Origin of the sequence: Larkinella knui (genome assembly GCF_003858645.1) — a bacterium.
GTDB lineage: Bacteria > Bacteroidota > Bacteroidia > Cytophagales > Spirosomataceae > Larkinella > Larkinella knui.
Window position 1 is genome coordinate 750,595 of sequence record NZ_RQJP01000004.1, and the last position, 22,972, is coordinate 773,566.

General features: G+C 52.6%; 18 protein-coding genes. 8 read left to right on the forward strand and 10 right to left on the reverse strand.

Going from position 1 to position 22,972, the window contains the following annotated elements:
- Positions 1-143 precede the first annotated feature (143 nt).
- Positions 144-2,603 carry a ribonucleoside-diphosphate reductase subunit alpha gene (locus tag EHT87_RS21520; RefSeq protein WP_124908712.1) on the reverse strand — a complete coding sequence of 820 codons (2,460 nt, stop codon included), beginning with the start codon at positions 2,601-2,603 and terminating at the stop codon, positions 144-146.
- 485 nt (positions 2,604-3,088) lie between these two features.
- Here EHT87_RS21520 and EHT87_RS21525 point away from each other — a divergent pair, with 485 nt between their 5' ends.
- Complete coding sequence (locus tag EHT87_RS21525; protein WP_114406759.1) at positions 3,089-3,331, forward strand: type B 50S ribosomal protein L31; 243 nt, start codon at positions 3,089-3,091, stop codon at positions 3,329-3,331.
- Between the two features lie 90 nt (positions 3,332-3,421).
- Positions 3,422-4,078: an NAD(P)-dependent oxidoreductase gene (locus EHT87_RS21530; RefSeq protein WP_185716309.1), complete on the forward strand. Its 657-nt coding sequence runs from the start codon at positions 3,422-3,424 to the stop codon at positions 4,076-4,078.
- A gap of 227 nt (positions 4,079-4,305) precedes the next feature.
- Here EHT87_RS21530 and EHT87_RS21535 read toward each other — a convergent pair whose 3' ends face one another.
- From EHT87_RS21535 to EHT87_RS21555, 5 genes are all read right to left on the reverse strand, one after another.
- Positions 4,306-5,184, reverse strand: a complete 879-nt coding sequence (locus EHT87_RS21535) for an SMP-30/gluconolactonase/LRE family protein (protein ID WP_124908714.1) — start codon at positions 5,182-5,184, stop codon at positions 4,306-4,308.
- Positions 5,185-5,307: 123 nt separating this feature from the next.
- Positions 5,308-6,825, reverse strand: a complete 1,518-nt coding sequence (locus tag EHT87_RS21540) for a RagB/SusD family nutrient uptake outer membrane protein (RefSeq protein ID WP_124908715.1) — start codon at positions 6,823-6,825, stop codon at positions 5,308-5,310.
- Positions 6,826-6,842: 17 nt separating this feature from the next.
- Entirely contained in the window at positions 6,843-10,268 is a 3,426-nt protein-coding gene (locus EHT87_RS21545; RefSeq protein WP_229321237.1) for a SusC/RagA family TonB-linked outer membrane protein, read from the reverse strand.
- A gap of 52 nt (positions 10,269-10,320) precedes the next feature.
- Positions 10,321-11,331, reverse strand: coding sequence for a FecR family protein (locus tag EHT87_RS21550; protein ID WP_124908716.1), 1,011 nt, complete (start codon positions 11,329-11,331; stop codon positions 10,321-10,323).
- Positions 11,332-11,468: 137 nt separating this feature from the next.
- Positions 11,469-12,056, reverse strand: coding sequence for an RNA polymerase sigma factor (locus tag EHT87_RS21555; RefSeq protein WP_185716310.1), 588 nt, complete (start codon positions 12,054-12,056; stop codon positions 11,469-11,471).
- Between the two features lie 330 nt (positions 12,057-12,386).
- On the opposite strand from EHT87_RS21555, the gene EHT87_RS21560 reads away from it, so the two are divergent.
- The 4 genes from EHT87_RS21560 to EHT87_RS21575 all read left to right on the forward strand — a co-directional run bounded on the left by EHT87_RS21560 (position 12,387) and on the right by EHT87_RS21575 (position 17,058).
- Positions 12,387-13,901, forward strand: coding sequence for an NCS1 family nucleobase:cation symporter-1 (locus EHT87_RS21560; protein ID WP_124908718.1), 1,515 nt, complete (start codon positions 12,387-12,389; stop codon positions 13,899-13,901).
- Positions 13,902-13,965: 64 nt separating this feature from the next.
- On the forward strand, positions 13,966-15,330 hold the full coding sequence (locus tag EHT87_RS21565; RefSeq protein ID WP_124908719.1) for an NAD(P)-dependent oxidoreductase: 1,365 nt from the start codon (positions 13,966-13,968) through the stop codon (positions 15,328-15,330).
- A 92-nt stretch (positions 15,331-15,422) separates the two neighbouring features.
- A complete protein-coding gene (gene preA / locus EHT87_RS21570) occupies positions 15,423-16,691 on the forward strand; it encodes an NAD-dependent dihydropyrimidine dehydrogenase subunit PreA (protein WP_124908720.1) in 1,269 nt (422 codons plus the stop codon).
- A 172-nt stretch (positions 16,692-16,863) separates the two neighbouring features.
- Complete coding sequence (locus EHT87_RS21575; protein ID WP_114406921.1) at positions 16,864-17,058, forward strand: cold-shock protein; 195 nt, start codon at positions 16,864-16,866, stop codon at positions 17,056-17,058.
- Positions 17,059-17,273: 215 nt separating this feature from the next.
- On the opposite strand, the gene EHT87_RS21580 is transcribed toward EHT87_RS21575, so the two are convergent.
- The 3 genes from EHT87_RS21580 to EHT87_RS21590 form a co-directional block, all read right to left on the reverse strand.
- A complete protein-coding gene (locus tag EHT87_RS21580) occupies positions 17,274-17,855 on the reverse strand; it encodes a peptidylprolyl isomerase (RefSeq protein WP_124908721.1) in 582 nt (193 codons plus the stop codon).
- Between the two features lie 194 nt (positions 17,856-18,049).
- On the reverse strand, positions 18,050-18,700 hold the full coding sequence (locus tag EHT87_RS21585; protein WP_124908722.1) for a DedA family protein: 651 nt from the start codon (positions 18,698-18,700) through the stop codon (positions 18,050-18,052).
- 21 nt (positions 18,701-18,721) lie between these two features.
- A complete protein-coding gene (locus EHT87_RS21590; RefSeq protein ID WP_124908723.1) occupies positions 18,722-19,498 on the reverse strand; it encodes a phosphosulfolactate synthase in 777 nt (258 codons plus the stop codon).
- A 142-nt stretch (positions 19,499-19,640) separates the two neighbouring features.
- Here EHT87_RS21590 and EHT87_RS21595 point away from each other — a divergent pair, with 142 nt between their 5' ends.
- A complete protein-coding gene (locus EHT87_RS21595) occupies positions 19,641-20,087 on the forward strand; it encodes a PaaI family thioesterase (RefSeq protein ID WP_124908724.1) in 447 nt (148 codons plus the stop codon).
- Positions 20,088-20,197: 110 nt separating this feature from the next.
- On the opposite strand, the gene EHT87_RS21600 is transcribed toward EHT87_RS21595, so the two are convergent.
- On the reverse strand, positions 20,198-21,223 hold the full coding sequence (locus EHT87_RS21600) for an aldo/keto reductase (RefSeq protein WP_124908725.1): 1,026 nt from the start codon (positions 21,221-21,223) through the stop codon (positions 20,198-20,200).
- Positions 21,224-21,590: 367 nt separating this feature from the next.
- Between EHT87_RS21600 and EHT87_RS21605 the strand changes: the two genes are divergently transcribed.
- A complete protein-coding gene (locus tag EHT87_RS21605; RefSeq protein ID WP_124908726.1) occupies positions 21,591-22,943 on the forward strand; it encodes a sensor histidine kinase in 1,353 nt (450 codons plus the stop codon).
- Positions 22,944-22,972: the final 29 nt, after the last annotated feature.

A 22,972-nucleotide genomic window follows, 5' to 3' on the forward strand; every position in this document is an offset into this window, starting at 1 on the left:
GTTAATCACTACTCATTTCGTTCGCTCTGTCCAGGGTTTGAAATAGTAACTTTTCGGCCTCTTTATTCCTGTCGAAAACGAACTTATTTTTCACACAAAAAGCCCCGTAGAGAGGCTTTTTGTGTGATGCATTATCCAACTCCTCAACTCCCGCAAGCCTCACAATCATCCTTGTTGTCAATCGAGCACACCATCGCGGCATAGGCGGTTTCGGCGTCGCTGACCAACTGCGGATGAGCGGCTGCTCCTTCCTGGGCGTATTTTTCGTAGTTCAACGGTTTTTCCATCGTTTCGGCCAAAACCGGAGCCAGTTGCGCTTCGGCCTGCTTTTCCACCGTAAACTGGATGGCGTCGGCAGCGGCTTTCGTGCGGAGGTAATACATACCGGTTTTCAGTCCGCGCTTCCAGGCGTGGAAGTGCATCGACGTCAGCTTGCCGAAGTTGGCATCCACCATGTGAATGTTCAGCGACTGCGACTGGCAGATGAACGCACCGCGGTCGGCGGCCATGTCGATGATGGTTTTCTGCTTGATCTCCCAAACGGTTTTGTACAGATCCTTGATGTTTTGCGGGATACCCGGAATCTGCTGCACCGAACCATTGGCGGCAATCAGCATATTCTTCATCCGGTCGTTCCACATGTTCAGTTTCACGAGGTCACGCAGCAAATACTTGTTCACCACCACGAACTCGCCCGACAACACGCGACGGACGTAAATATTCGACGTAAACGGTTCGAAACACTCGTTGTTGCCCAGAATCTGGCTGGTCGAAGCCGTTGGCATCGGCGCCAGCAGCAGCGAATTCCGAACCCCGTGCTGAACCACTTCTTTCCGCAGCGATTCCCAGTCCCAGCGCCCCGAATCCGGCGTGACGCCCCACATATCGAACTGGAAAATACCCTGCGAGATTGGTGAGCCTTTCCAGGTTTCGTACGGGCCGTTCACTTTCGCCAGCTCCATCGACGCGGTCATGGCGGCAAAATAGATCGTCTCGAAAATATCCTTGTTCAACTGTTTCGCTTCCTCCGATTCGAACGGCATCCGCAGCATGATGAACGCATCGGCCAGCCCCTGAACACCGAGGCCGATAGGGCGGTGGCGCATGTTCGACCGACGGGCTTCCTCAACCGGATAATAGTTGATGTCGATAATCTTGTTGAGGTTCTTGGTGGCAACGCGCGTGATGTCGTACAGTTTCTGGTGATCGAACCGCGAAATACCGTCCGGACCTTTTACGATGTACTTCGGCAACGCAATCGACGCCAGGTTACAAACCGCTACTTCATCGGGCGATGTATACTCGATAATTTCAGTACAGAGGTTCGACGACTTGATCGTACCCAGGTTTTTCTGGTTCGATTTGGAGTTGGCGGCATCCTTGAAAAGCATGTACGGCGTTCCGGTTTCAGTTTGCGATTCCAGGATTTCGTACCACAGATCCTGCGCCTTCACCTGCCTGCGATACCGGCCTTCCCGTTCGTATTGCTCATAAAGCTCCACAAAAGCATCACCATACGTATCGGCCAGACCGGGGCATTCGTGCGGACACATCAACGACCAGACGTCGTTGTCTTCCACCCGTTTCATGAACAAATCCGGCACCCAAAGGGCGTAGAACAGGTCCCGGGCGCGGTTTTCTTCCTTGCCGTGGTTTTTCTTCAGTTGCAGAAAATCGAACACATCAGCGTGCCAGGGTTCCAGATAAACCGCAAAGGAGCCTTTGCGTTTTCCACCGCCCTGATCCACATACCGCGCGGTGTCGTTGAAAACCCGCAGCATCGGAATGATCCCGTTCGAAGTTCCGTTCGTTCCTTTAATATACGTCCCCGTTGCGCGGATGTTGTGAATGCTCAGACCGATACCGCCCGCCGATTGCGAAATCTTGGCGGTTTGTTTCAGCGTGTCGTAAATGCCTTCGATGCTGTCGTCCTGCATCGTCAGCAGGAAGCAGCTCGACATCTGCGGTTTCGGCGTTCCGGCGTTGAACAGCGTCGGAGTTGCGTGCGTAAACCACTTTTCCGACAGCAGGTTGTAGGTTTCAACGGCCGCTTCGACGTCGTTCATGTGAATCCCGACGGCCACGCGCATCAGCATGTGTTGCGGACGTTCGGCAATTTTGCCTTCCATTTTCAGCAGATACGATTTTTCCAGCGTTTTGTAGCCGAAATAATCGTAGCCGTAATCCCGGTCATAAATAATCGTTGAGTCAAGCAGTGCGGCATTTTTCCGAACCACGTCATACACTTCCTTCGAAATCAGCGCAGCATTTTCGCCCGTTTTGGGGTCGACGTAATTATACAGCCGTTTGATGGTTCCCGAAAAGGATTTGTTGGTTTCTTTATGCAGGTTGGAGATGGCCATTCGGGCGGCCAGAATCGCATAATCCGGGTGGCGGGTGGTCATCGAAGCCGCGGTTTCAGCCGCCAGATTGTCCAGTTCAGTCGTTTTAACACCGTCGTAGATTCCGTTGACCACTTTCATCGACACTTCGATGGGTTGAACGTAGGCGGGGTCTAGGCCGTAGCACAGTTTTTCGATCCGGGCGGTAATTTTGTCGAGTTTGACCGATTCCCTGCGGCCGTCACGCTTGAGTACGTACATAGTATGATTATGGGATGTTGTAGTAGATATATATTGAATAAGCGGATGCTTTCTATTAATTCCTTAAAGGTACTAAGCAGTACTACAACAAAGCAAAGCGGAATGTTCACGCTCGCTGTGCGAACTTGGAATTATTAAAACGTGCGGCAGTGTTACGTAACTGTTAAGACCTTACCCAGAATTACTTATCGAAACCCTACCGATAAAGCGGTCTAAAAAAGTTGATAGGCTAAATTTAGCGAACGGTATAACCTTATTGCTAAAACTCTGACTGTTACCGAATTGTTACCCAATTACCGAAAAAACAACAAAATTTCAACCAGAAATAACATACTTTTTTTGATTCAAACAAAAGCTAGTGAAGGGGTTGGAAACCAGTTGGAAAGTCTTTACCTTTGCAGTCCCTAAATCCACCGGCCTGCTTGAACCGGGCTGGTGGTGAGACCGTTCCAGAACTGATTTATTTTATAATATTTACAATTGTCATGAAAAAAGGCATCCATCCGGAATATAGAGACGTCGTATTCTGGGATCTGACCAGCGATCACAAATTCCTGAGTCGCTCGACCATTCAAACGAAGGAAACCATCGAATTTGAAGGCAACACCTACCCCGTTGTGAAAGTCGAAGTAAGTTCGGAATCGCATCCGTTTTATACCGGTAAGAACGTTCTGCTCGATACCGCCGGTCGCGTTGATAAATTCCTGAAACGGTACGGCAAGAAATAAGTCGTATTCATTTCCTGAAAAAGCCGCCATCAGACCATTCTGATGGCGGCTTTTTTCGTTTACTTCCTTACGCGTAACTTAGCGGGTACTATGAAACTATTGATCCTCGGCGCCACGGGTCGCACGGGCAAAGAATTGCTCGATCAGGCTTTGAAAGCCGGTATTTCCGTCCACGCACTGGTCCGGGATATCGATAAAGTAAAAATGACGTCCCGAAATCTCAAGCTTTTCGAAAGCAAAAAGCTTGACCGAACGGCGCTCCGGCTCGCCATGCTCGGCTGCGATGCGGTTTTGAGCACTCTGAACATCTCCCGAACGTCCGAGTTTCCGTGGAGTGGTTTGCGAACGCCGAAGGACTTTCTGTCCAATACGATGCGCAATGTGCTGGAGGTGGCCAACGAACTGCACATCAAACGCATTATTGTCACCACCGCCTGGGGCGTCAACGAGACCCGGAACGATATTCCGGCCTGGTTCCGGCTTCTCATCGATTACAGCAACGTGGGCGTCGCCTATCGCGACCACGAGCTTCAGGAGCGTTTGTTAGCCGCTTCGCAAAGCGACTGGACGGTGGTTCGGCCCGTTGGGCTGACCAATTCCCGGAAGCACAAACAAATCCGGATTACGATCAACAACGAGCCAAAACCAAACCTCACGATCAGCCGATCCAATGTCGCTAAATTTATGGTTGACATCTATAAAACCGGTGATTACAAGAACGAAGCCGTCACGATTTCGGAGGTGTAGCAGCACGCTAACTCCGGGCATGTCCTCCGTTGTCGCTCGCGTGTCGCGAGTGACTTGTATCCAAAGGGCCTCCGGCCCGCACCCAGCCTTTCCAATAGAAACGTTCTTTCCGGAATACTATGCTTCGGGCCGGAGGCCCTCCTGATACAGCTCACTCGCGACACGCGAGCGACAACGGAACGGGCGACAACGGGGATAACGTCTAATCACTTACCCTCGGATTAGAATTAGAGTTGCGGGGTAGGTAGGCCTTTGATGCCGGTATTCCTAACCACAAACAGACACCCGGCCAGCGGCTGTTCGGCCAGTTCCTGCTGACTCAACCCGGTTTTCGCCGAGGTGATGTACAGATCATCCAGCGAATCACCGCCGAACGTGCAGGAGGTAATCCGGGCGGCCGGCAAGTCGATTTGCTGGAGCCGTTCGCCGGTATTGGGGTTACACCGGGCCACTTTCCAGCCGTCCCACATGCCAATCCAGAGCATGCCTTTTTCGTCGATGGTCATGCCATCGGGAAAACCGTCTTCTTCCTCAAACTGAATGACCACCCGTTTGTTGGTAATCGTACCGCTGTGTAAATCATAGTCATACGCGACGACCTGCCGGGTGGGCGAGTCGATGTAATACAACAACCGGTGGTCGAGGCTCCAGGCCAACCCGTTGGAACAGGTCACATTTTCTACTTTTACCGAAACGGAGTTATCCGCGTTCAGCACGTATAACGCACCGGCGCCCGGTTCTTCCGAGAGGGCCATCGTTCCGGCCCAAAACCGTCCGGCGGGGTCGCATTTTCCGTCGTTGAACCGGTTTTCCGGTAAATGAACTTCCGGGTTGGCAATGGGCGTGACGGTTTCGTTTTCCAGCGAAATTTCATGAAAACCGTTCTGAAGAGCGGCAATAAAGTTTCCGGACGACCGCAGCGCGATGGCTCCCACCATCTGACCGGTTTTAAAAATCCGGTGTTCACCACGACCCGGATCATACGAATGGATTTCGCCCGGCAGAATATCTACCCACAGAATTCGCTTCTTTTCAGCATCCCAAACCGGACCTTCGCCCAATTGACAGGCATGATCCAATACAACTTCCCACTGGTTATGATTCATAGCTGCTACTGGCCGATGCCGTTTTCCGGCATCCTGAATGTAAAAATAAAAAGACCCGACCGTCTCACGAACAGCCGGGTCCAAAGGTACGGATTTGACCCACTTTACAGCTTTTCTGGCCAATCAGAAACCGGGATTCTGCACTAAATTCCGGTTGTTGTTGATTTCCCGCAACGGTATCGGCAGGAGCAACTGGTTGGCTGTGAACGTCTTCCCATAGACCGTCGTGTGGCCGACAAAATCATCCCATTTTTTGGTAATGTCGTTGCGTACTTTCCGGGTCCGGACCATATCGAACCACATTTTGTCCTCGTAGGCCAGCTCGAAATACCGCTCTGCCCAAACCGCCTGCTCAAATTCATCGACGTTGGTGGTGGTCACCGGAGCCAGTTTGGCCCGCGCCCGGATGTCGTTGAGCGCCTTCATCGCCTGGGCGTTCGGCTTGCCTTCCGCGCGGTTCGACGCTTCGGCATACATCAGCATGACGTCCGCCAGCCGGTAAATCGTAAAGTTGATGTTCGCTTTGGCATCGTTGTCAACCGCCTGGACGTCAAAGTACTTGTAAATGTAATAACCGCCCAGATCGAGCCGTTCCCGGCGCGGGTCGCCCAGCGGATAATCCGACGGATGGCCTTTGTAGAACGTATAATAGAACTGCTTTTCCTGCGTCCGTTTGTCGCCTTTTTCGTAGCTTTCTACAAACTCTTTACGCGGAATCAAGCCGCCGTATTCGTCGGAATACGAGGCAATACCGCGCAGCGTTGGCAAAATGACCGGCGTCATCCCGTTGTTGCGAATATCCTTCTCGTGCTGCACCTGAAGAATGAACTCCTTCTGGTTGCGGTTGGCCGGGTTGATCATATCCGTATACTCCGGAAACAGCGTATAGGTACCGTTATCAAGGAGTTCTTTCGAGCGTTTGGCCGATTCGGTATACGCCGGAAGGCCCGCTTTTACCGGAAAACCGGCGTAGGTCAGGTACACATCCGCCAGAATCGACTTGATGGCCCCCATCGAAATCCGGCCGCCCGCATCCCGCCAGGGCAGGGTCGATTTCTCGGCTTCCAACAGGTCCGGAATAATGATCTGGTCGTAAATTTCCTTCACCGGCGAGCGGGGAGTTGCCACATTACCTAATTCAGTAACGAGTGCTGTCAGCTTGGGTACATCACCGAACATCCGCACCAACTGGAAATAATACAACGCCCGCATGGTTCTTACTTCGGCAATCATGTTGGTTTTGGTGACAGCCGGCAAAGTCGTGATTTCGCCGATTTTCTGGATCGCCAGGTTGGCGCGGGCAATACCGGAGTACATGCCCGACCACCAGTTGTCGATGTAAAACGCGTTGGAGGTGTATTCCAGGTTATAAAACTTGAAGGCTTCCGTCTGCGAATTGCCGTCCGCTTTTCCGGTCATGTATTCCAGCAGCGACGCATTGTTGCCGCCCCAGCCACCCCCGCCGTTGTTCCAGGTCGTAATGTTCGAATAGGCACCGTCGGCAAAAGCACGGGCAATTTCCGCACTGGAAACGGGTGATGACGTCGTCAAGGAGCCGGTCGGGTGTTCGGTCAGGAAGTCTTCGCAGGAAGTCAGGGTCAAACCGACGGCCAGTATGGGTAAAACAAGGAGTTTTTTCATGGTTGTAAGGTTGAGACTTAAAAGGTCACATTCAGGCCCAGGTTAAACGTGCGGGGACGGGGATACTGGAAAAATTCCATGTTGGCCACCAGCTGTCCGCCAAAACCCGTCAGCGCTTCGGGGTCATAGCCGGAATACTTGTCGATCAGGAAGAAATTCTGCGCACTGGCGTAAACCCGCAACCGCTGGAAGTTCACTTTGCCAAATTTCGTTGGAAGTGAATACCCCAAAACGATGTTCTGGCCGCGAATGAACGAGCCGTCTTCCATCCACCAGTCGTCCATGTGGGTCGAGTAGCCCGCGTTGTAGTGGCGGATTTCGGCAATCATGCTGTTCTGATTCTCGGGCGTCCAGGCACCCAGAACCGTCCGTGAGCTGCTGGCGATGGCCTGGCGGTCTTCCACGGAGTGCTTGGTGGCATTGACGGTGTTGACGCCCATCACAAACCGGATATCGAACGACAGATCGAACTTGCCCAACTGGAAGGTGTTGCCAATGTTCATCGTCCATTTCGGGTACGACCGTCCGATAATGGTTTCATCCTGCGCGTCGATCTTGCCGTCGTTGTTCAAATCGGCCCATTTCAGATCACCCGGCCGTTTGTTGTATTTAGCGGCCAGATCAGCCTCGTTCGTTCCGAAAACACCCAGCCGTTTGTAGCCCCAGATCGTACCGATCGGATAGCCAATACGCAGGATGTTGGTGTTGCCCAGGAAGTTGGGGCCGGGAAAAATGTCGTCACCGTTGACACCCAGCTTCAGAATTTTATTCTTGTTGGTCGAAAAGGCAATATTCGTCGACCAGTTGAACTTGTTGGTGCTGATGTTGCGGGTATTGATTCCCAGCTCAAACCCCTTGTTCTCGACCGAACCGATATTTTGCGTTACCGTGCTCAAACCCGTCGACCACGGAATGGGCGCATTCAGCAACAGGTCTTTCGTGATTTTGTGGTAATAATCGACCGTCAGATCGATCCGGTTGTTGAACAAACCGATGTCGGCGCCAACGTCCAGCTGGTTGGTGTATTCCCAGCGCAGATCGGGATTCCCGAACGAACTCCGCCAGATCCCGGTGGAACGAACACCGCCCAGCAACACGGTTCCCGTTCCGAGGAATTGCTGGGAAGCGTACTGGCCAATTTCCTGGTTACCGGTTTTTCCGTAGCTCGCCCGGATTTTCAGGTTCGACAGCCAGGCGGTGGATTTCAGGAACTCTTCCTGTGACAGGTTCCAGGCAACGGCTGCCGAGGGGAAAAACGCGTACTTGTTGTTGACCCCGAATTTGGACGAACCATCGTACCGGCCCGTGACCGTGAATAAATACCGGTCTTTGAAGTTGTAGTTCAACCGGCCAAAATAGGAGTTCAGCGACCATTCGCCATCACCGGACGACGGCGTTTGCAGGCTGGTTCCAACGCCGAGGTTGTGGTAGCCCCAGAAATCATCGATGAAATTCTGCGACGATGCGGTGTAGTTTTCGTAATGCCGCTCCTGCCACGACAAACCCGCCAGGGCCGAAACCGTGTGGTCGCCGTAGGTTTTGTTCCAGTTCAGGTAATTTTCAAACTGCCAGTACGCTTCCTGATTCGTGCTGATCTCGGCCACGCCTTTCTGATCGGCCGACAGTGCGTTCAGGTCACGACCGGAATAGAAATTCCGCTTGTAGAACAGCAGGTCGTAGCCAAAATTGGTCCGCAAAGTCAGGTTTGGCGTGAAGTTGATCAACGAATAAATCTGTCCCAGCATCTGCGTATTGTAGTTAAACCGCTGGCGTTGCTCGGTGATCCGGACCGGGTTTTCGCCCCCTTCCATACCGGGCCAGTCCTTGTTGCGGCCCCAGCTTCCGTCGGGGTAGTTGATGGGCAGAATCGGCAGCGCTTCCATCACCATCCGCGGAACGTTCAACCCGCCGGAAGCGTCGTCGGCTTCTTTCTGGCTGGATTTATTGAGGAAAATACTGCCGCCGAATTTCAGCCATTTGTTCACCTGGTTGTCCAGCGTAAACTTGGCCGAATACCGCTTATACCAGGAATTGATCATCAAACCACCCTGATCGGTGTAGCCCAGCGAAACACTGTACGACGTTTTATCCGTACCGCCCCGAACGCCCAGTTCGTGGTTCTGAGCACCCGTTGGCCTATAAACTTCCCGTTCCCAGTCCGTATTGTACAGCGGTTTTCCGCTGGCGTCGAACAGTTTCGGGAAGTTTTTCGGGTCATTGCGGACAAATTTTCCGCTGGCAAAACCGGCCGGATCATATTTGGCCGCGTTGTCGAACGCCTTGTTGTAGACGGACATGAACTCATCCGCGCTCAACGTGCCCAGATACCGGGCGGGCGTGATAAGCGAACCCCAGGCGTCGTAGGAGACCTGAGTCGCCCCCGACTTGCCGCGTTTGGTCGAAATAATGATCACCCCGTTGGCACCCCGCGCTCCGTAGATTGCCGTGGCCGAAGCATCTTTCAGCACTTCCAGCGACTCGATATCGTTGGGGTTCAGCAAGTTGGCGTTTGTGACGCCGATAATTCCGTCGACCACATAGAGCGGCTCCAGACTCGAGTTGATGGAGCCCACCCCGCGAATCCGAACGCGGGGCTGATACCCCGGTGCCGACGAGTTGACGGCGACATCAACGCCGGGAATGCGGCCCTGCAACGATTGGGCCACGTTGTTCGCCTGACGGTCCAGCAGTTTCTCGCCCTTGATGGCCGCCACCGAACCGGTCAGGTCACTTTTCCGAACCGTTCCGTAACCGATAACCACTACTTCGTCGAGGTTGCGGTTATCGACCTCCATCGTCACCGTGATGTTGCTGCGGTTTCCAACGGCCACTTCCTGTTTTATATACCCGATCGAGCTGAAAACCAGCGTGGCATTGCCGTCCGTAACATCCAGTTGAAAAGCCCCGTTGGCGTCGGTGTTGGTTCCGCGGCTGGTGCCTTTCTCCACGACGTTGACGCCCGGCAGGGGATTCCCGCTGGCTTCTTTAATCACCCCGCGCACTGTAAAGACCACAGCCTGGGGCTGCTTTGCTTCCGCTGAACCACCGGCAGAAGCCGCTGCGGGCTCAGTTGCCGGGGTTTCCGTTCGGGATAAAAGAATCTGATTGTTAACCAGTTCGTACGAAATACCCAGGGGCATCAGCAATTTATCCAGCACGTCGGCCAGGCGACCACCGTTCGACTGGAAGCTAACCCGCTGATCCTGAATGATTCGACTACTGTACACAAATTTGATGTTGGTCTTGCGTTCAAGTTGCATCAATGCTTCGCGCAAGGTTACGTTTTCAACTTTCAGAGCTACTTTTCGGCTCAGCTCGTCCTGGCTGAGTCTGGTTCCGGCAAACGACACGGATGACAATACCACCACCAAAAACAGTTGGACGAACACCAGCCGCAAGGGTGATGCCATGCCGCCTGGTGGGGAGTAAAATTGATTGTTCATAGCAGTATAGTGTGAAACAGGTTTAAAAAATGGATAGATAGAAGGTGCGTAATCAAGGGCAACCCAGGCCATCGAGTTCGATTTCCTGGCCAGTAAGCGTATACGATGCATCGGTAGATTTACAAAGTAGATTCAGGATGACGGGCAGGCGCATGTTGGTAAAATCGGCCCGTAGCTTGCAGCGCTCGAGTGCCGGATTGCGAAACGTAATCCGGACTCCGAACGTATCTTCCAGCGCATCGGCCACCTGCCGGAGCGAAGCCCATTCGAAGGCAATCGTGGTGGGTTCCCAGAGCCTGGGTTTTGCCGAACGGGGCAGACCGGTTTTGGCGAGTGATTCGGCTTTCGGGTTAAATACCGCCTGCTGGCGGGCCGTCAGCAAAACCGCCTTCTGATTGGCGACACTGACGGCCACTTGTCCCGTGACAACCGACACCTCAAACCGGGGGCTGTTGCGATACGCCCGAACGTTGAAGGTCGTACCCAGCACCTCCGTTTTGAGCTTTCCCGACCGAATTACGAACGGACGGGCCGTGTCCCGGCGAACCTCGAAGAACGCTTCACCTTCCAGATGGACGGTGCGGATCGACCGGGCGAATGGGTTCGGATACTGTATTTTTGTGGCCGGGTTCAGCCAAACCACGCTTCCATCGGCTAGCTCATGACGCAGAATCGTTTTGCCTTTGTTTTCCAGGGTAGCCAGTTTCGAAATTGCCAAACTGCCCAAGGCCGGTTTTTCGGCGGTTTCAACGCGCTGAAATGGCCAGATCCCCACGGTCAAAAGCAGCAGCGTTGCGGCCACGCCACTGAGCGCCCAGAACCAGTTTCGGCCAAAGGGCAGCATCCGCACCGGACGGGGTTCGGCCTCTTCGATGCGTCGGCGAATTTGCTGTAGAACTTTTCGGGCGTAGTCCGGGTGCTGGGTTTGCGGATGTTGCCGGGCCAGATCCTGTCGGTTTTCAAACGAGTCATACCAGCGTTCTACCAGCCGGGCTTCATCGGGCGAACAACGACCGGAGCGGTATTTTTCCAGTAAGTCAGGCGAAGGGTGGTCGTTGTCCATTCTGTTCAGGATGCTAGATTAGGATGGAAAAATCCAATCAATTTCCCTTAAGACGAACAAGTGAGATGAAAACCTTAGTCGATTTTGTTATTTTTTTAAAAAAATTAGAAAATTTGACGAGGTCCTTTCAGTCTCCTTCAAAACGAAACTAACAGTGCCACCGCCACCGCCGAATACTCTTTCAGCAAATACCGCAGCGTTTGTTGCGCTTTGAGCAGGTGGCTCTCCACGGTTTTAGGGGCGATTTGGAGCTGATCGGCGATTTCGGCAACGGATTGACCCTTTTGATGAAGCGCATAGACCTGGCGGCATTTTTCCGGCAACTGCCCAACGGTCGATTCGTAAGCCTGCTGTAAATCAGTGTATAAGATGTGCTGCTCGGTGGCGTTGATAATCTGGCGGTCGGGCTGCGCCAGCATTTCGGCCGCGAAACCATCCTGCCGAGCCTGCGCCCGAAACCAGTCGATGACGGCATTACGGAGCAACGTTTGGAGGTAACTTTCGGGATTTTTCAACTCCGGGAGCCTATGCCGCTTCAACCAGAGATTCACAAACAATTCCTGAACAATTTCTTCCGTCATCTCCCGATCCTGAAGCCGTTTGAAGGCGGTGTTCGACAACTTCAGAAAATACCGGGTGTAAATTTCTTCAAAAGCCTGCGGGTCGTCGTGCTGCATTCGCTGAAACAACCCACTATCATCTAGGGTCTGGTAATATCGTTTCATCGTCGAGTCATTAGCATAGGTTGGCATGGCACTAAAATTGAACGCCAAAATATAATTTTTTTCAGTAATACTACTACCATTTTAATAAGAAAAGGGGATGAAATCGGGCTGGATGGGCAGAAAATCCGGTCGGCCCGGCACTTTTTCGTCGGCTTCACTACGCCCGTAATAAAGCCACAAATGCGCTGATTAACAGGCACTGTTAAAAGCTGCCGGGACCTTTTTTGTAGCCAGAAACCGGCGTTATTTCGAAATTGGTAATTCGGTGCATTCTGTTTAACTTACCGCTTCTGAGTCTGCCTGCACTACGTTCAAACCCACCAATACCTTATGTCCACCCATGCCGGGGAGATTCAAAGCCCTCTTTCGTCTTCCACGCTCTACAGCGAAGATTTAGCTCCTATCCCGGCCTCTAAACGAACCTGGACTACCTGGAATTATGCGGCTCTCTGGATTAGTATGAGCCTGTGTATTCCAACCTACATGCTGGCCAGTTCCCTCATCGAAGGCGGCATGAACTGGTGGCAGGCCATCCTGACGATCTTCCTGGGAAACACGATTGTTCTGGTTCCGATGGTATTAAACGGACACGCGGGTGCCCGGTACGGTATTCCGTTTCCGGTGCTGGCCCGCGCCAGTTTCGGTACGCGCGGGGCCAATATTCCCGCCCTGCTGCGCGCCATCGTAGCTTGTGGGTGGTTCGGCATTCAGACCTGGATTGGCGGTTTTGCTTTATACCAGCTGTTTCGGCTCTGGATTCCGGCCTTAGAAACGTTGCCGCCGGTTTTTCCGGCGGCCTTTGATTTGCAAACCGGACCCGCTATCTGCTTCTCTGTCTTTTGGTTACTCAACATGTATGTCATTTACCTGGGCGTCGAAAGCATCAAAAAACTGCTCGTTTTTAAAGCTTTTTTTCTCCCCGTGGCGGCACTGGCATTATTGTTCTGGGCCATCTCGGTAGGAAACGGGCTTGGCCCCATTCTAAAACAGCCGTCTAAATTTGCCAATACCGCCGATTTCTTCGCCTTTTTCTTCCCGGCTTTAACCGGAATGGTCGGTTTTTGGGCCACCCTGTCGTTGAATATTCCCGATTTTACCCGCTATGCCAAAAGCCAGCAGGCGCAGATTAAAGGGCAGATTATCGGACTGCCGCCGTCTATGACGGTTTTTTCTTTTATCGGCGTTGTGGTCACTTCGGCCACGACCATTATCTACGGAACCACGATCTGGGACCCGCTGGTGTTGGCCGGAAAATTTGAAAACAAACTCGTGGTTAGTGCGGCTATGATTGCCGTAGCGATTTCAACGCTGGCCACCAACATTGCGGCCAATATGGTGAGTCCGGCCAACGACTTTGCGAATCTGGCACCCGCCAAAATTGCCTTTCGGAAAGGCGGTTACATCACCGGCGTAATCGGTATTCTGATTTTTCCCTGGAAACTCATTGCCGATCCGAGCGGCTATATTTTTACGTGGCTGGTCGGTTATTCGAGTCTGCTCGGACCCGTTGGCGGGATTATGATCGCGGATTATTTCTTTCTGCGAAAACAGCAGTTAATCACTTCTGAATTATACAATACGGTCGGTATTTACAGCTTTAAAAACGGTTTTAATTCGGCCGCTCTTGTCGCCTTACTGCTGGGCATCGTACCAAACGTACCGGGTTTTCTGACCACCATTCATTTGATCCCATCTGATCCCATTCCGGCCTGGATTTTGCAGCTTTACAATTACGCCTGGTTCGTGGGTTTTCTGGTAAGCGGACTCGTTTATTTACTGCTGATGCGGTCGTACCAACCCATACCTTCAAATCACATCTATGTAAACTTAAATGATGGACGATGAATGATGACGGGGCCGCCCGCACGGTTAAAGCGTCAGCCCATTCATCGTCCATCATTCAAAACCTATGGCAATCGTCAACAATCGTCTAACGGCTGAGCAGTACGAGCAGAATTTCAGCGATATTCATCCGCCCTTCGAAAGCCGGGAAGCGGCTTTGATCGAGGCCAACCGCTGTCTGTTTTGTTACGATGCGCCCTGTATGAAAAGCTGCCCGACCAGCATCGATGTTCCGAAGTTTATCCGGCAAATTACGACCGACAATCCCAAAGGGTCGGCGCATACCATTTTGAGCGCCAATATTCTGGGCGGTGGCTGCTCGAAAGTGTGCCCGGTCGAGAAACTGTGCGAGGGCTCCTGCGTCTACAATCTGATGAACGAACCGCCCATTTCCATCGCCAAATTGCAACGGTTTTCCACCGAAAAAGCCATCACGGAGAAATGGCCGCTGTTCCGGCGAAAACCGTCGAAAAACAAGAAAGTGGCCGTGGTGGGCGCGGGCCCGGCGGGTTTGAGTTGCGCCCATGCGCTAAGCCGCGAAGGCGTCGAGGTGACCATTTACGAAAAAGAAAGCAAAGGCGGTGGCCTGATGACCTACGGCATTGCCGCTTATAAAGTAACTCCGCAATTCTGCGAAGAGGAGGTCGATTTTATCACGTCGCTGGGCGGAATTACCATTAAATACCATCAGGAACTGGGAAAAACCGTCTCCCTGGCTGATTTACAACACCAGTACGACGCGGTGTATCTGGGCATTGGCGTCGGTCTGGCCCGGCAGCTGGACATTCCCGGCGAAACCCTCCACGGCGTGGAAGACGCCATCCGGTTTATTTACAACATCCGAACGAACGGGTATCCGGCGACGCCGGTTGGCGACAAAGTGGCGGTGATTGGCCTGGGCATGACGGCCATCGACGCAGCTACCCAGGCGAAACGCCTGGGTGCCCGTGAAGTAACCATCGTTTATCGCCGGACGCAGGCCGAAATACCCTGCACGGAAGCTGAACTGGCCATCGCAAAACTGGACGGTTGCCGACTTCTCTGGCTGGCGGCTCCGCAGGAAATCCGGGGCGAGAACGGCCACGTTACCCAGCTGGTTTGCCGCCAGATGCAGTTGGGTGAAGCCGATGCCAGTGGTCGGCGGATACCCGTAGAAACCGGCGAAACGTTTGTATTGGAGGTCGATATGGTCATCAAAGCCGCCGGGCAAATGCCGTTCGAAGGCCTGATCAGCGGCAATCAACTCGAAAACCGGTACGGAAAAATCACCATCGATGCGACGGGTTCGACCAACCTCCGGGGTGTTTTTGCGGGTGGCGACTGCGTGAATGGTGGCAAAGAAGTGGTCGACGCCGTTCAGGCCGGGAAAGACGGAGCAAAGGCGATTCTGGAGTTTTTAAAATATTTTTCGGGATTCGGTTTACATGGCTGACGGGTCTTATTTCGTGCGTCAGCCACCGTAGCGACGGCCCGGCGTAAACTGAAAACCAAATACCGTAAACCATAAACTCAACCCACTTTCCCATGGCGGATTTATCGGCAAATTTCCTCGGTATCAAATCACCCAATCCGTACTGGTTGGCCAGTGCTCCGCCGACCGACAAACAGTACAACGTCCTGCGGGCTTTTGAAGCGGGTTGGGGTGGCGTGGTTTGGAAAACGCTGGGTAGTCAGATCAAGAACGTCTCATCCCGCTATTCGTCAGTCGATTACAACGGAAACCGGATGATGGGCTTCAACAACATTGAGCTGATTTCCGACCGGCCACTGGACATAAACCTGCGCGAAATTGCGGAATGCGTTCGGCTGTTTCCCGACCGGGCGATGGTGGTTTCGCTGATGGCCGACAACAGCCGCGAAAAATGGCACGAGCTCATTGCGCAGGTGGAAGATACCGGCGCGCACGGTCTGGAGCTCAATTTTGGCTGTCCACACGGCATGACCGAACGCGGCATGGGCGCGGCCGTGGGGCAGGACCCCGAAATTGCCCGGATGGTGGTGGAATGGGTGATGGAAAAAGCCACGATTCCGGTTATTACCAAACTGACGCCCAATGTGCATTCGGTGGTGCCGTCGGGTCGGGCCGTGGTGGAAGGCGGAACGAACGGTCTTTCGCTCATCAACACCATCCAGTCGATCACGGGAATTGACCTCGATACCCTGGTGCCCAATCCGAATGTGGCTGGAAAATCTGTTTTTGGTGGGTATTGCGGCCCGGCCGTGAAACCGATTGCTTTAAAAATGCTTACCACGCTCAGCCAGGATCCGGTTACATCGCGGGTGCCGGTTTCGGGCATTGGCGGGATCAGTACCTGGAAAGATGCCGCCGAATTCATGCTCCTGGGCGCAACGACGGTTCAGGTTTGCACGGCGGTAATGAAACACGGTTTTCGGATCATCGAAGACCTGTGCGAAGGACTCAGCAACTGGATGGATGAAAAAGGGTTCAGAACCCTCGACGAGTTCATCGGAAAGTCGGTACACAAGCTAACCCACTGGGAAGACCTTGACATCAATTACCACATTGTCGCCCAAATCGACCAGACCAAGTGCATTCACTGCGGACTCTGTTACATTGCCTGCGAGGATACGTCCCATCAGTCGATCGATCTTTTATACGGCAATCCGTACAATACATATTCCATTCGTGAAGAAGACTGCGTTGGCTGTAATCTGTGTAAACTGGTTTGTCCCGTCGACACGTGCATCACCATGGTGGAGCAACGCAGGGGTGATGAGTATGTAAACTGGATGGAGTTTCAACGACGTGGACTGCCTTTGAATGATCACTGAGGGCAAAATAAGGTGGTTTTCTTTTTGTGAATTCGTCCTTATTTGGCCCTGTTTAGACCAAAATGCGGGATTTAAAGCTTTTTTTTTATTCTTAGCATAATTTTTTACGCTGATAGTAAGAACTACCGGGAAGAAACCGTTACTTTACGTCTCAATTTTATTCTTGAAAATCATGCCAACGGGTACAGTTAAGTTTTTTAATGAAAACAAAGGATTCGGGTTTATCGTACCCGATGATTCAAGTGGAGACATTTTCGTTCACGTGTCTGCCTGCCAGGACCAACTGCGGGAGCAAGACAAAGTCACTTACGAAGTAGAGCGCGGCCCGAAAGGGTTGAACGCAACGAACGTTAAGCGGGCCCGGTAAACAAAGGCCGGTTAGCTTTCAAGGATCTCTTATTTTTCAAGGCTAGCCGGCTTTCTTTTCTCCTAGTTGAAGTGGCACATCAGCATAATTTGCTGTCCTTGTTTTCTTGTGCCAACCCCACCGAGATAATTTACGGATTTTAAAAGCTACCAGCGCAACAGTTGTGTTGGGAAAAACGTATGTCCTGGTGTTTGCCGTCACCATTCCCGACTAAACTACTTCACCCGCCGGGCGCTTTGAATACGGACCGGTTTGATTAGCACCTGCGAACGGGCATCCGACCCGGTTTCGCCCTGCTGAATCCGGCGCACTACGTCCATTCCGTCCACCACGCGTCCGAAAGCGGCAAAACCCTGCCCGTCCGGATTCCGTTTGCCCCCAAAATCCAGTTCAGGTTGCTCGTTGATGCAAATGAAAAATTCCGACGTGCCGCTGTCGGGCTGACTTCTGGCCAGGGAAAGTGTGCCATTCACATGTCTTAATCCGGTTTTTTGGGTAGTTTCCTGCGGAATGGGTGGCAGTCGCCGGGTTGTGTCGTTTTGCAAACCGCCCTGAATTACCTCAATTTTTACGGGGCTGCTCGCTTGGTTGTCCAGGCGCACCACGCGGTAAAACCGGCTGCCGTCATACCGTTTTTCATCGACATACCGCAGAAAGTTGGCCACGGTGCCGGGCGCTTTATCGGCATACAATTCAAGGACGATGGAACCGGCATCGGTTTCCAGCCGGACGCGCTGGGCGTTGGTGACGCGGTTCCAGCCAGTTAGGAGAAAGAAGAGGAGTAGAAAATGCTTCATGGGAATGTATAACTAAAGGAGCGACTCGTTTTTCCTGAATCCACGGTTTGAACCGTGGGCTGGATTGCCGATTTTAACGCGCAGGACCCTTTTCTCAATTTATTGATCAATAGGCCTCTAAACAAAATTCGGGCGGTTAATTAGCAAATTTTGCTGATCGACCGCCCGAATAGGCTCATTATAATCGTTGCTGATTACGCCGTTGCCCGGCTCAGCTTCGACTTGATGAATTGGAAAATGATCGGTGCCACCGACAAACCGATGATACCGAAGATGACCAGCTCGAAATTGTTTTTTATAAATGGCAGATTACCAAACAGATAGCCCAGCATCGTGACGCCCACGACCCACAGAATAGCACCGGCTACGCAGTAACCGATGTATTTGGAGTAGTTCATGCTACCGGCTCCGGCCACGAAAGGAGCGATGGTGCGGACGATGGGAATGAAGCGCGCCATGATGACGGTTTTTCCGCCGTGTTTCTGGTAAAAATTCTCCGTTTCGGTGATGTATTCCCGTTTGAAAAACAGAATTCGCTCCCGCATTTTGATTTGCGTACCCAGAAACTTGCCCACGAAATAATTGACGTTATCGCCCATCAAAGCCGCCACAATCAGTAAGGGAATCATGATTTTGATGTCCAGTGCCCCGGTCGAAGCCGCCAGTGCTCCGGCGGCAAACAACAGCGAGTCGCCCGGCAGCAAGGGCATGACGATCAGGCCGGTTTCCACGAAAATGATCAGAAACAGAATGGCATAGGTCAACGTGCCGTACTCATTGATGAGGTCGGCCAGGTGCTTGTCCAAATGCAAAAAGAAGTCGAGAACCGACTGAATGAATTCCATAAAAGTGAGTGTCTTGGTTGATTAATGGATTGACCCGAGGCCGTTCAGAAAATGAGAAAACGTGTCCCCGCGCAGTCCTAAACGGATGGTTTCCAGCGGAATCGCTTCAGCGGGGGAGATATTGCCCAGATTGACATTCGCGCCGAGCAGTTTCACAAACCAGACCTGCTGCTCTTTCTGGGGGGCTTCCCAAATGATTTTTTCGGAGGGAATCTGCGTCAGAATTTCTTCCACCAGACCCTGACGAACCTCACCGCTTGCCCGGAACAATCCGACGGTTCCACCTTCGCGGGCTTCTCCGATGATCTTCCAGGCACCCGCTTCGAGTTCGGCTTTCATCAACTGAATCCATTTGTAAGGCGGAATAATTTTGGCTTCGTCTTTGGACCCTACCTCCGACAAAACGGTTACCTGCCCGGTGAGCTGGCGGATGTACTCGCACTTGTCATCCTGATTCATCTCGATGGAGCCATCCGAGACTTCGGCATACTGCAGGTCGTAGGTGTCGAGGAGCCGCCGGTAATCATCGAACTGGTTCCGGATGACAAAGGCTTCGAACAAGGTTCCGCCAAAATAAACCGGCACACCGGCATCCTTATAAACCTTCAGTTTTTCTTTCAGATTGGGAGTCACGAATGAAGTTGCCCAGCCCAGTTTAACCAAATCGACATAGTCCGTGGAGTTGGACAGGAAATCTTCGACCTGCCTGATACTAAGCCCCTTGTCCATAACCATCGTCAGGCCGTGCTGCCGGGGTTTCAATGTCCGTTCCGGAATGTGGGAAAGCGTATAATTCATTTTGAGGGGAAAAGCGTATTAGCGCAAAAAACGCCCAAAAGTAACACAAGTCCGGATACCTCCCAAGAAAATCCACACATTCTCGTTCATTAAACCGTTTCCTACTTGGTTAAATGCTATTTTTACGAAACTATTTTCGCTGATGACGACCCCGGAAACCAACCCCCGCCTGCAATTTTTTCGCGCCATGATCGGTCACGATATGCGCCAAAGCCCGTCACCGCTGGGTCGCTGGCTCAAAGGCACCCTGGTGGCCGCCGAAGAAGGGTCGCTAACGGTCAGCTACGAAGTACGCGAAGACATGACCAATCCGATGCGGATTCTGCACGGCGGGGCCGCGGCCGCCATCATGGACGACCTGATTGGCGCGACGGTCTACGCCCTGGGCCGGGAGCATATTTATACGTCGGTGAACCTGAACGTCGATTTTCTGCACAGCGCCAGCCTGGGCGACACCGTCACGGCCCGGACGCAGGTCGTACGCGCCGGAAAAAACATCGTCCATGCCGAGTGCGTCATTACGGCAGCCGACGGCAAAATTATCGCCAAGGCGGTTTCCAATCTGATTCAGACCTCGATGAAGCATTAGTATTCGGTTTACGGTATTCCGTTCACGGTGGCTGACGCACATTTTAACGGACGATGTATTATAATGCGTCAGCCACCGTAAACGGAATACCGTAAACCGAATACCGTAACTTACACCGGCAGCGGATTCAAATCCGGGTTTTTGCGTTGGTGCCAATACGGATAAATGGGTTCTTTGTTGCTGGCAGCATCCAACCGGGCTACTTGTTCTTTCGATAAATTCCAGCCAATAGCGCCCAGATTCTGGATTAGTTGTTCTTCGGTTCGGGCACCAATCACGAGGCTTGAAACCGTTGGCCGTTGCAGCAGCCAGTTGAGGGCGACCTGCGCGACGGTTTTGCCGGTTTCGGCGGCTAGTTCGTCCAGCGTATCGACAATTGTAAACCAGTATTCTTCCGGAATAACCGGCCCTTCGCCACCGCCCTGCGCAATCCGGCTGTCGGCGGGTGCGGGCTGACTGCGCCGGTATTTACCGCCCAGCCGACCGGCGGCCAACGGGCTCCAAACCACGGTTCCAACCTTTTGATCCAGTCCCAGCGGCATCAATTCCCATTCAAATTCCCGGCTTAGCAGGGAATAATAAGCCTGATGCGCCACGTATTTCGACCAGCCGTACCGTTCGGAAACCGACAGCGATTTCATCAGATGCCAGCCCGAAAAGTTGGAACAGCCGATGTAACGAACTTTCCCGCTCTGCACCAGAGCATTGAGCGCACTCAGGGTTTCCTCCACGGGCGTTGTGCCGTCGAAACCGTGCATGTAATAAATATCGATATAGTCGGTTTGCAACCGGCGCAGGCTGTCTTCGCAGGATTTCACCAAATGAAAACGCGAGGAGCCAAAATCATTGGGGCCATCGCCCATTTTAAACGTCGCCTTGGTCGAAATCAGGGCTTTGTCCCGAATGCCGCCGAGTGCTTTCCCGAGGATTTCCTCCGACAGCCCCCGCGAATACACATCGGCGGTATCGAACAGCGTCAGGCCGGCATCCAGGCACAGGTTTACCATCCGGGTCGCTTCTTCGACCTGCGTATTGCCCCACGCTTTAAAAAAATCAGTACCGCCCCCAAACGTACCAGTTCCAAAACTCAATACCGGAACCTTTAGTCCGGATGCTCCTAATAGTCTGTATTCCATGATAATGCAAAATTTAAAGTAAAGATTTTCGCAGAGCTACGCCGGGAAAAAGGCGTTACGCGGAGTTTATTGAAAATCTCGGCGTAGCCCTGCGAAATAACGATTCCCATGTCAATTACGATTCAAAAAAGAGTGAACGGTCTGGGTGCCGGAAGGCGGTTCGGCTCACAAGCACCGGTTTTGTCAATTGGACGCCCTGATTTTGATTGGCTTCCCTTTTCAGTAACCAAAACAAATGTATCACTATTTGTGTCACCCGGTTTTCTGCTCACAACGGCTGTCTTACAAATAGAAATTGTAAGTCTACCCCGGAACGCTTAATTTGAGGAGCCAAACCACGCTTTGCCCCACTGCCGTCTGATTTTCTATGGAAATAGCTTCTTTTCTGATTGTCTTTTTTATGGTGCGGTACATCCGTACGTCACTCCAGACCGCCGAGCGGTTTCCGGAGTGGGAAAGGATCCTGGTTATCGTACAATATGCTGCTTCCGGTTTGTTAGCGGCCGACATCTTTCTGGATTCCAGCATTACCAAATGGCTCTGGCATCTGATGTTGCTGGGGATGGTTGGGGCGGCTTATTTGCTGAAAGACTTTCGCCCGGTCCGCAACGTCTGGCTGGCCGTTGGGCCGTACATCCTGATTTCGCTCTTCAGCGACGTCGCGAAGTTGATCAATGACGATTTTTATGAATCCATCAGTACGGTCGTTGAGATCGCCGAAGTATTTGCGCTGGTATGGTTGGTGGCCACCTGGGTCAGTACGCAGCGGCAGCAGAAAGCGCTCGAAAAAGAACGGCTGAAGCGGTTGCAGGAAGAAGAACAAAGCCGCATCATTGCCAGCCAGAACGTGATGCTCGAACAAATCGTGGCGGAGCGAACCGCCGAACTAACCCGGCAAAAAGAAGAACTGGAGCAAACCCTGACCGAGCTCAAAGCCACACAGGATCAGTTGATTCAGCGCGAAAAAATGGCGTCGCTCGGGGAGCTGACGGCCGGAATCGCCCACGAAATTCAGAATCCGCTCAATTTTGTCAATAATTTCTCGGAAGTGTCGGTAGAATTGATCGAGGAATTGAAGGAAGAGCGGAAGAAGGAAAACCGCGACGTTGAGCTGGAAGAGGAAATTCTGACCGACATTACGCAGAACCTGCAAAAAATTACGCACCACGGCAAACGGGCCGATTCGATCGTGAAGGGCATGCTGCAACATTCGCGGACCAACACCCACCAGCAGGAACCAACCGATCTGAATCTGCTGGCCGATGAATACCTGCGGCTGGCCTACCACGGCCTTCGGGCGAACGATAAGTCCTTCAATGCCACCCTGATCATGGATTTCGATGAGCATCTGGGCAAGGTGACGGTGGTGCCGCAGGACCTGGGGCGGGTGCTGCTGAATCTGTTTACGAACGCCTTTTATGCCACGGAAGAAAAACGAAAAACCGGCTTAGCCGGGTATCAGCCCACGGTGCAGGTCAGTACGAAACGCATCGCCGGGGATAAAATTGAAATCCGGGTGCGCGACAATGGCTGCGGGATTCCCCAGTCCGTACTGACGAAAATCTACCAGCCGTTTTTCACCACCAAACCCACCGGCCAGGGCACGGGTCTGGGCCTGTCGCTGAGCTACGACATCGTTACCAAAGGCCACGGCGGAGAATTGACGGTCGATACGGAAGAAGGTGAATTTACGGAGTTCGTGATTCAGTTACCCGGATAAACACCGAGTTTGATTACCTTTGAAATCTG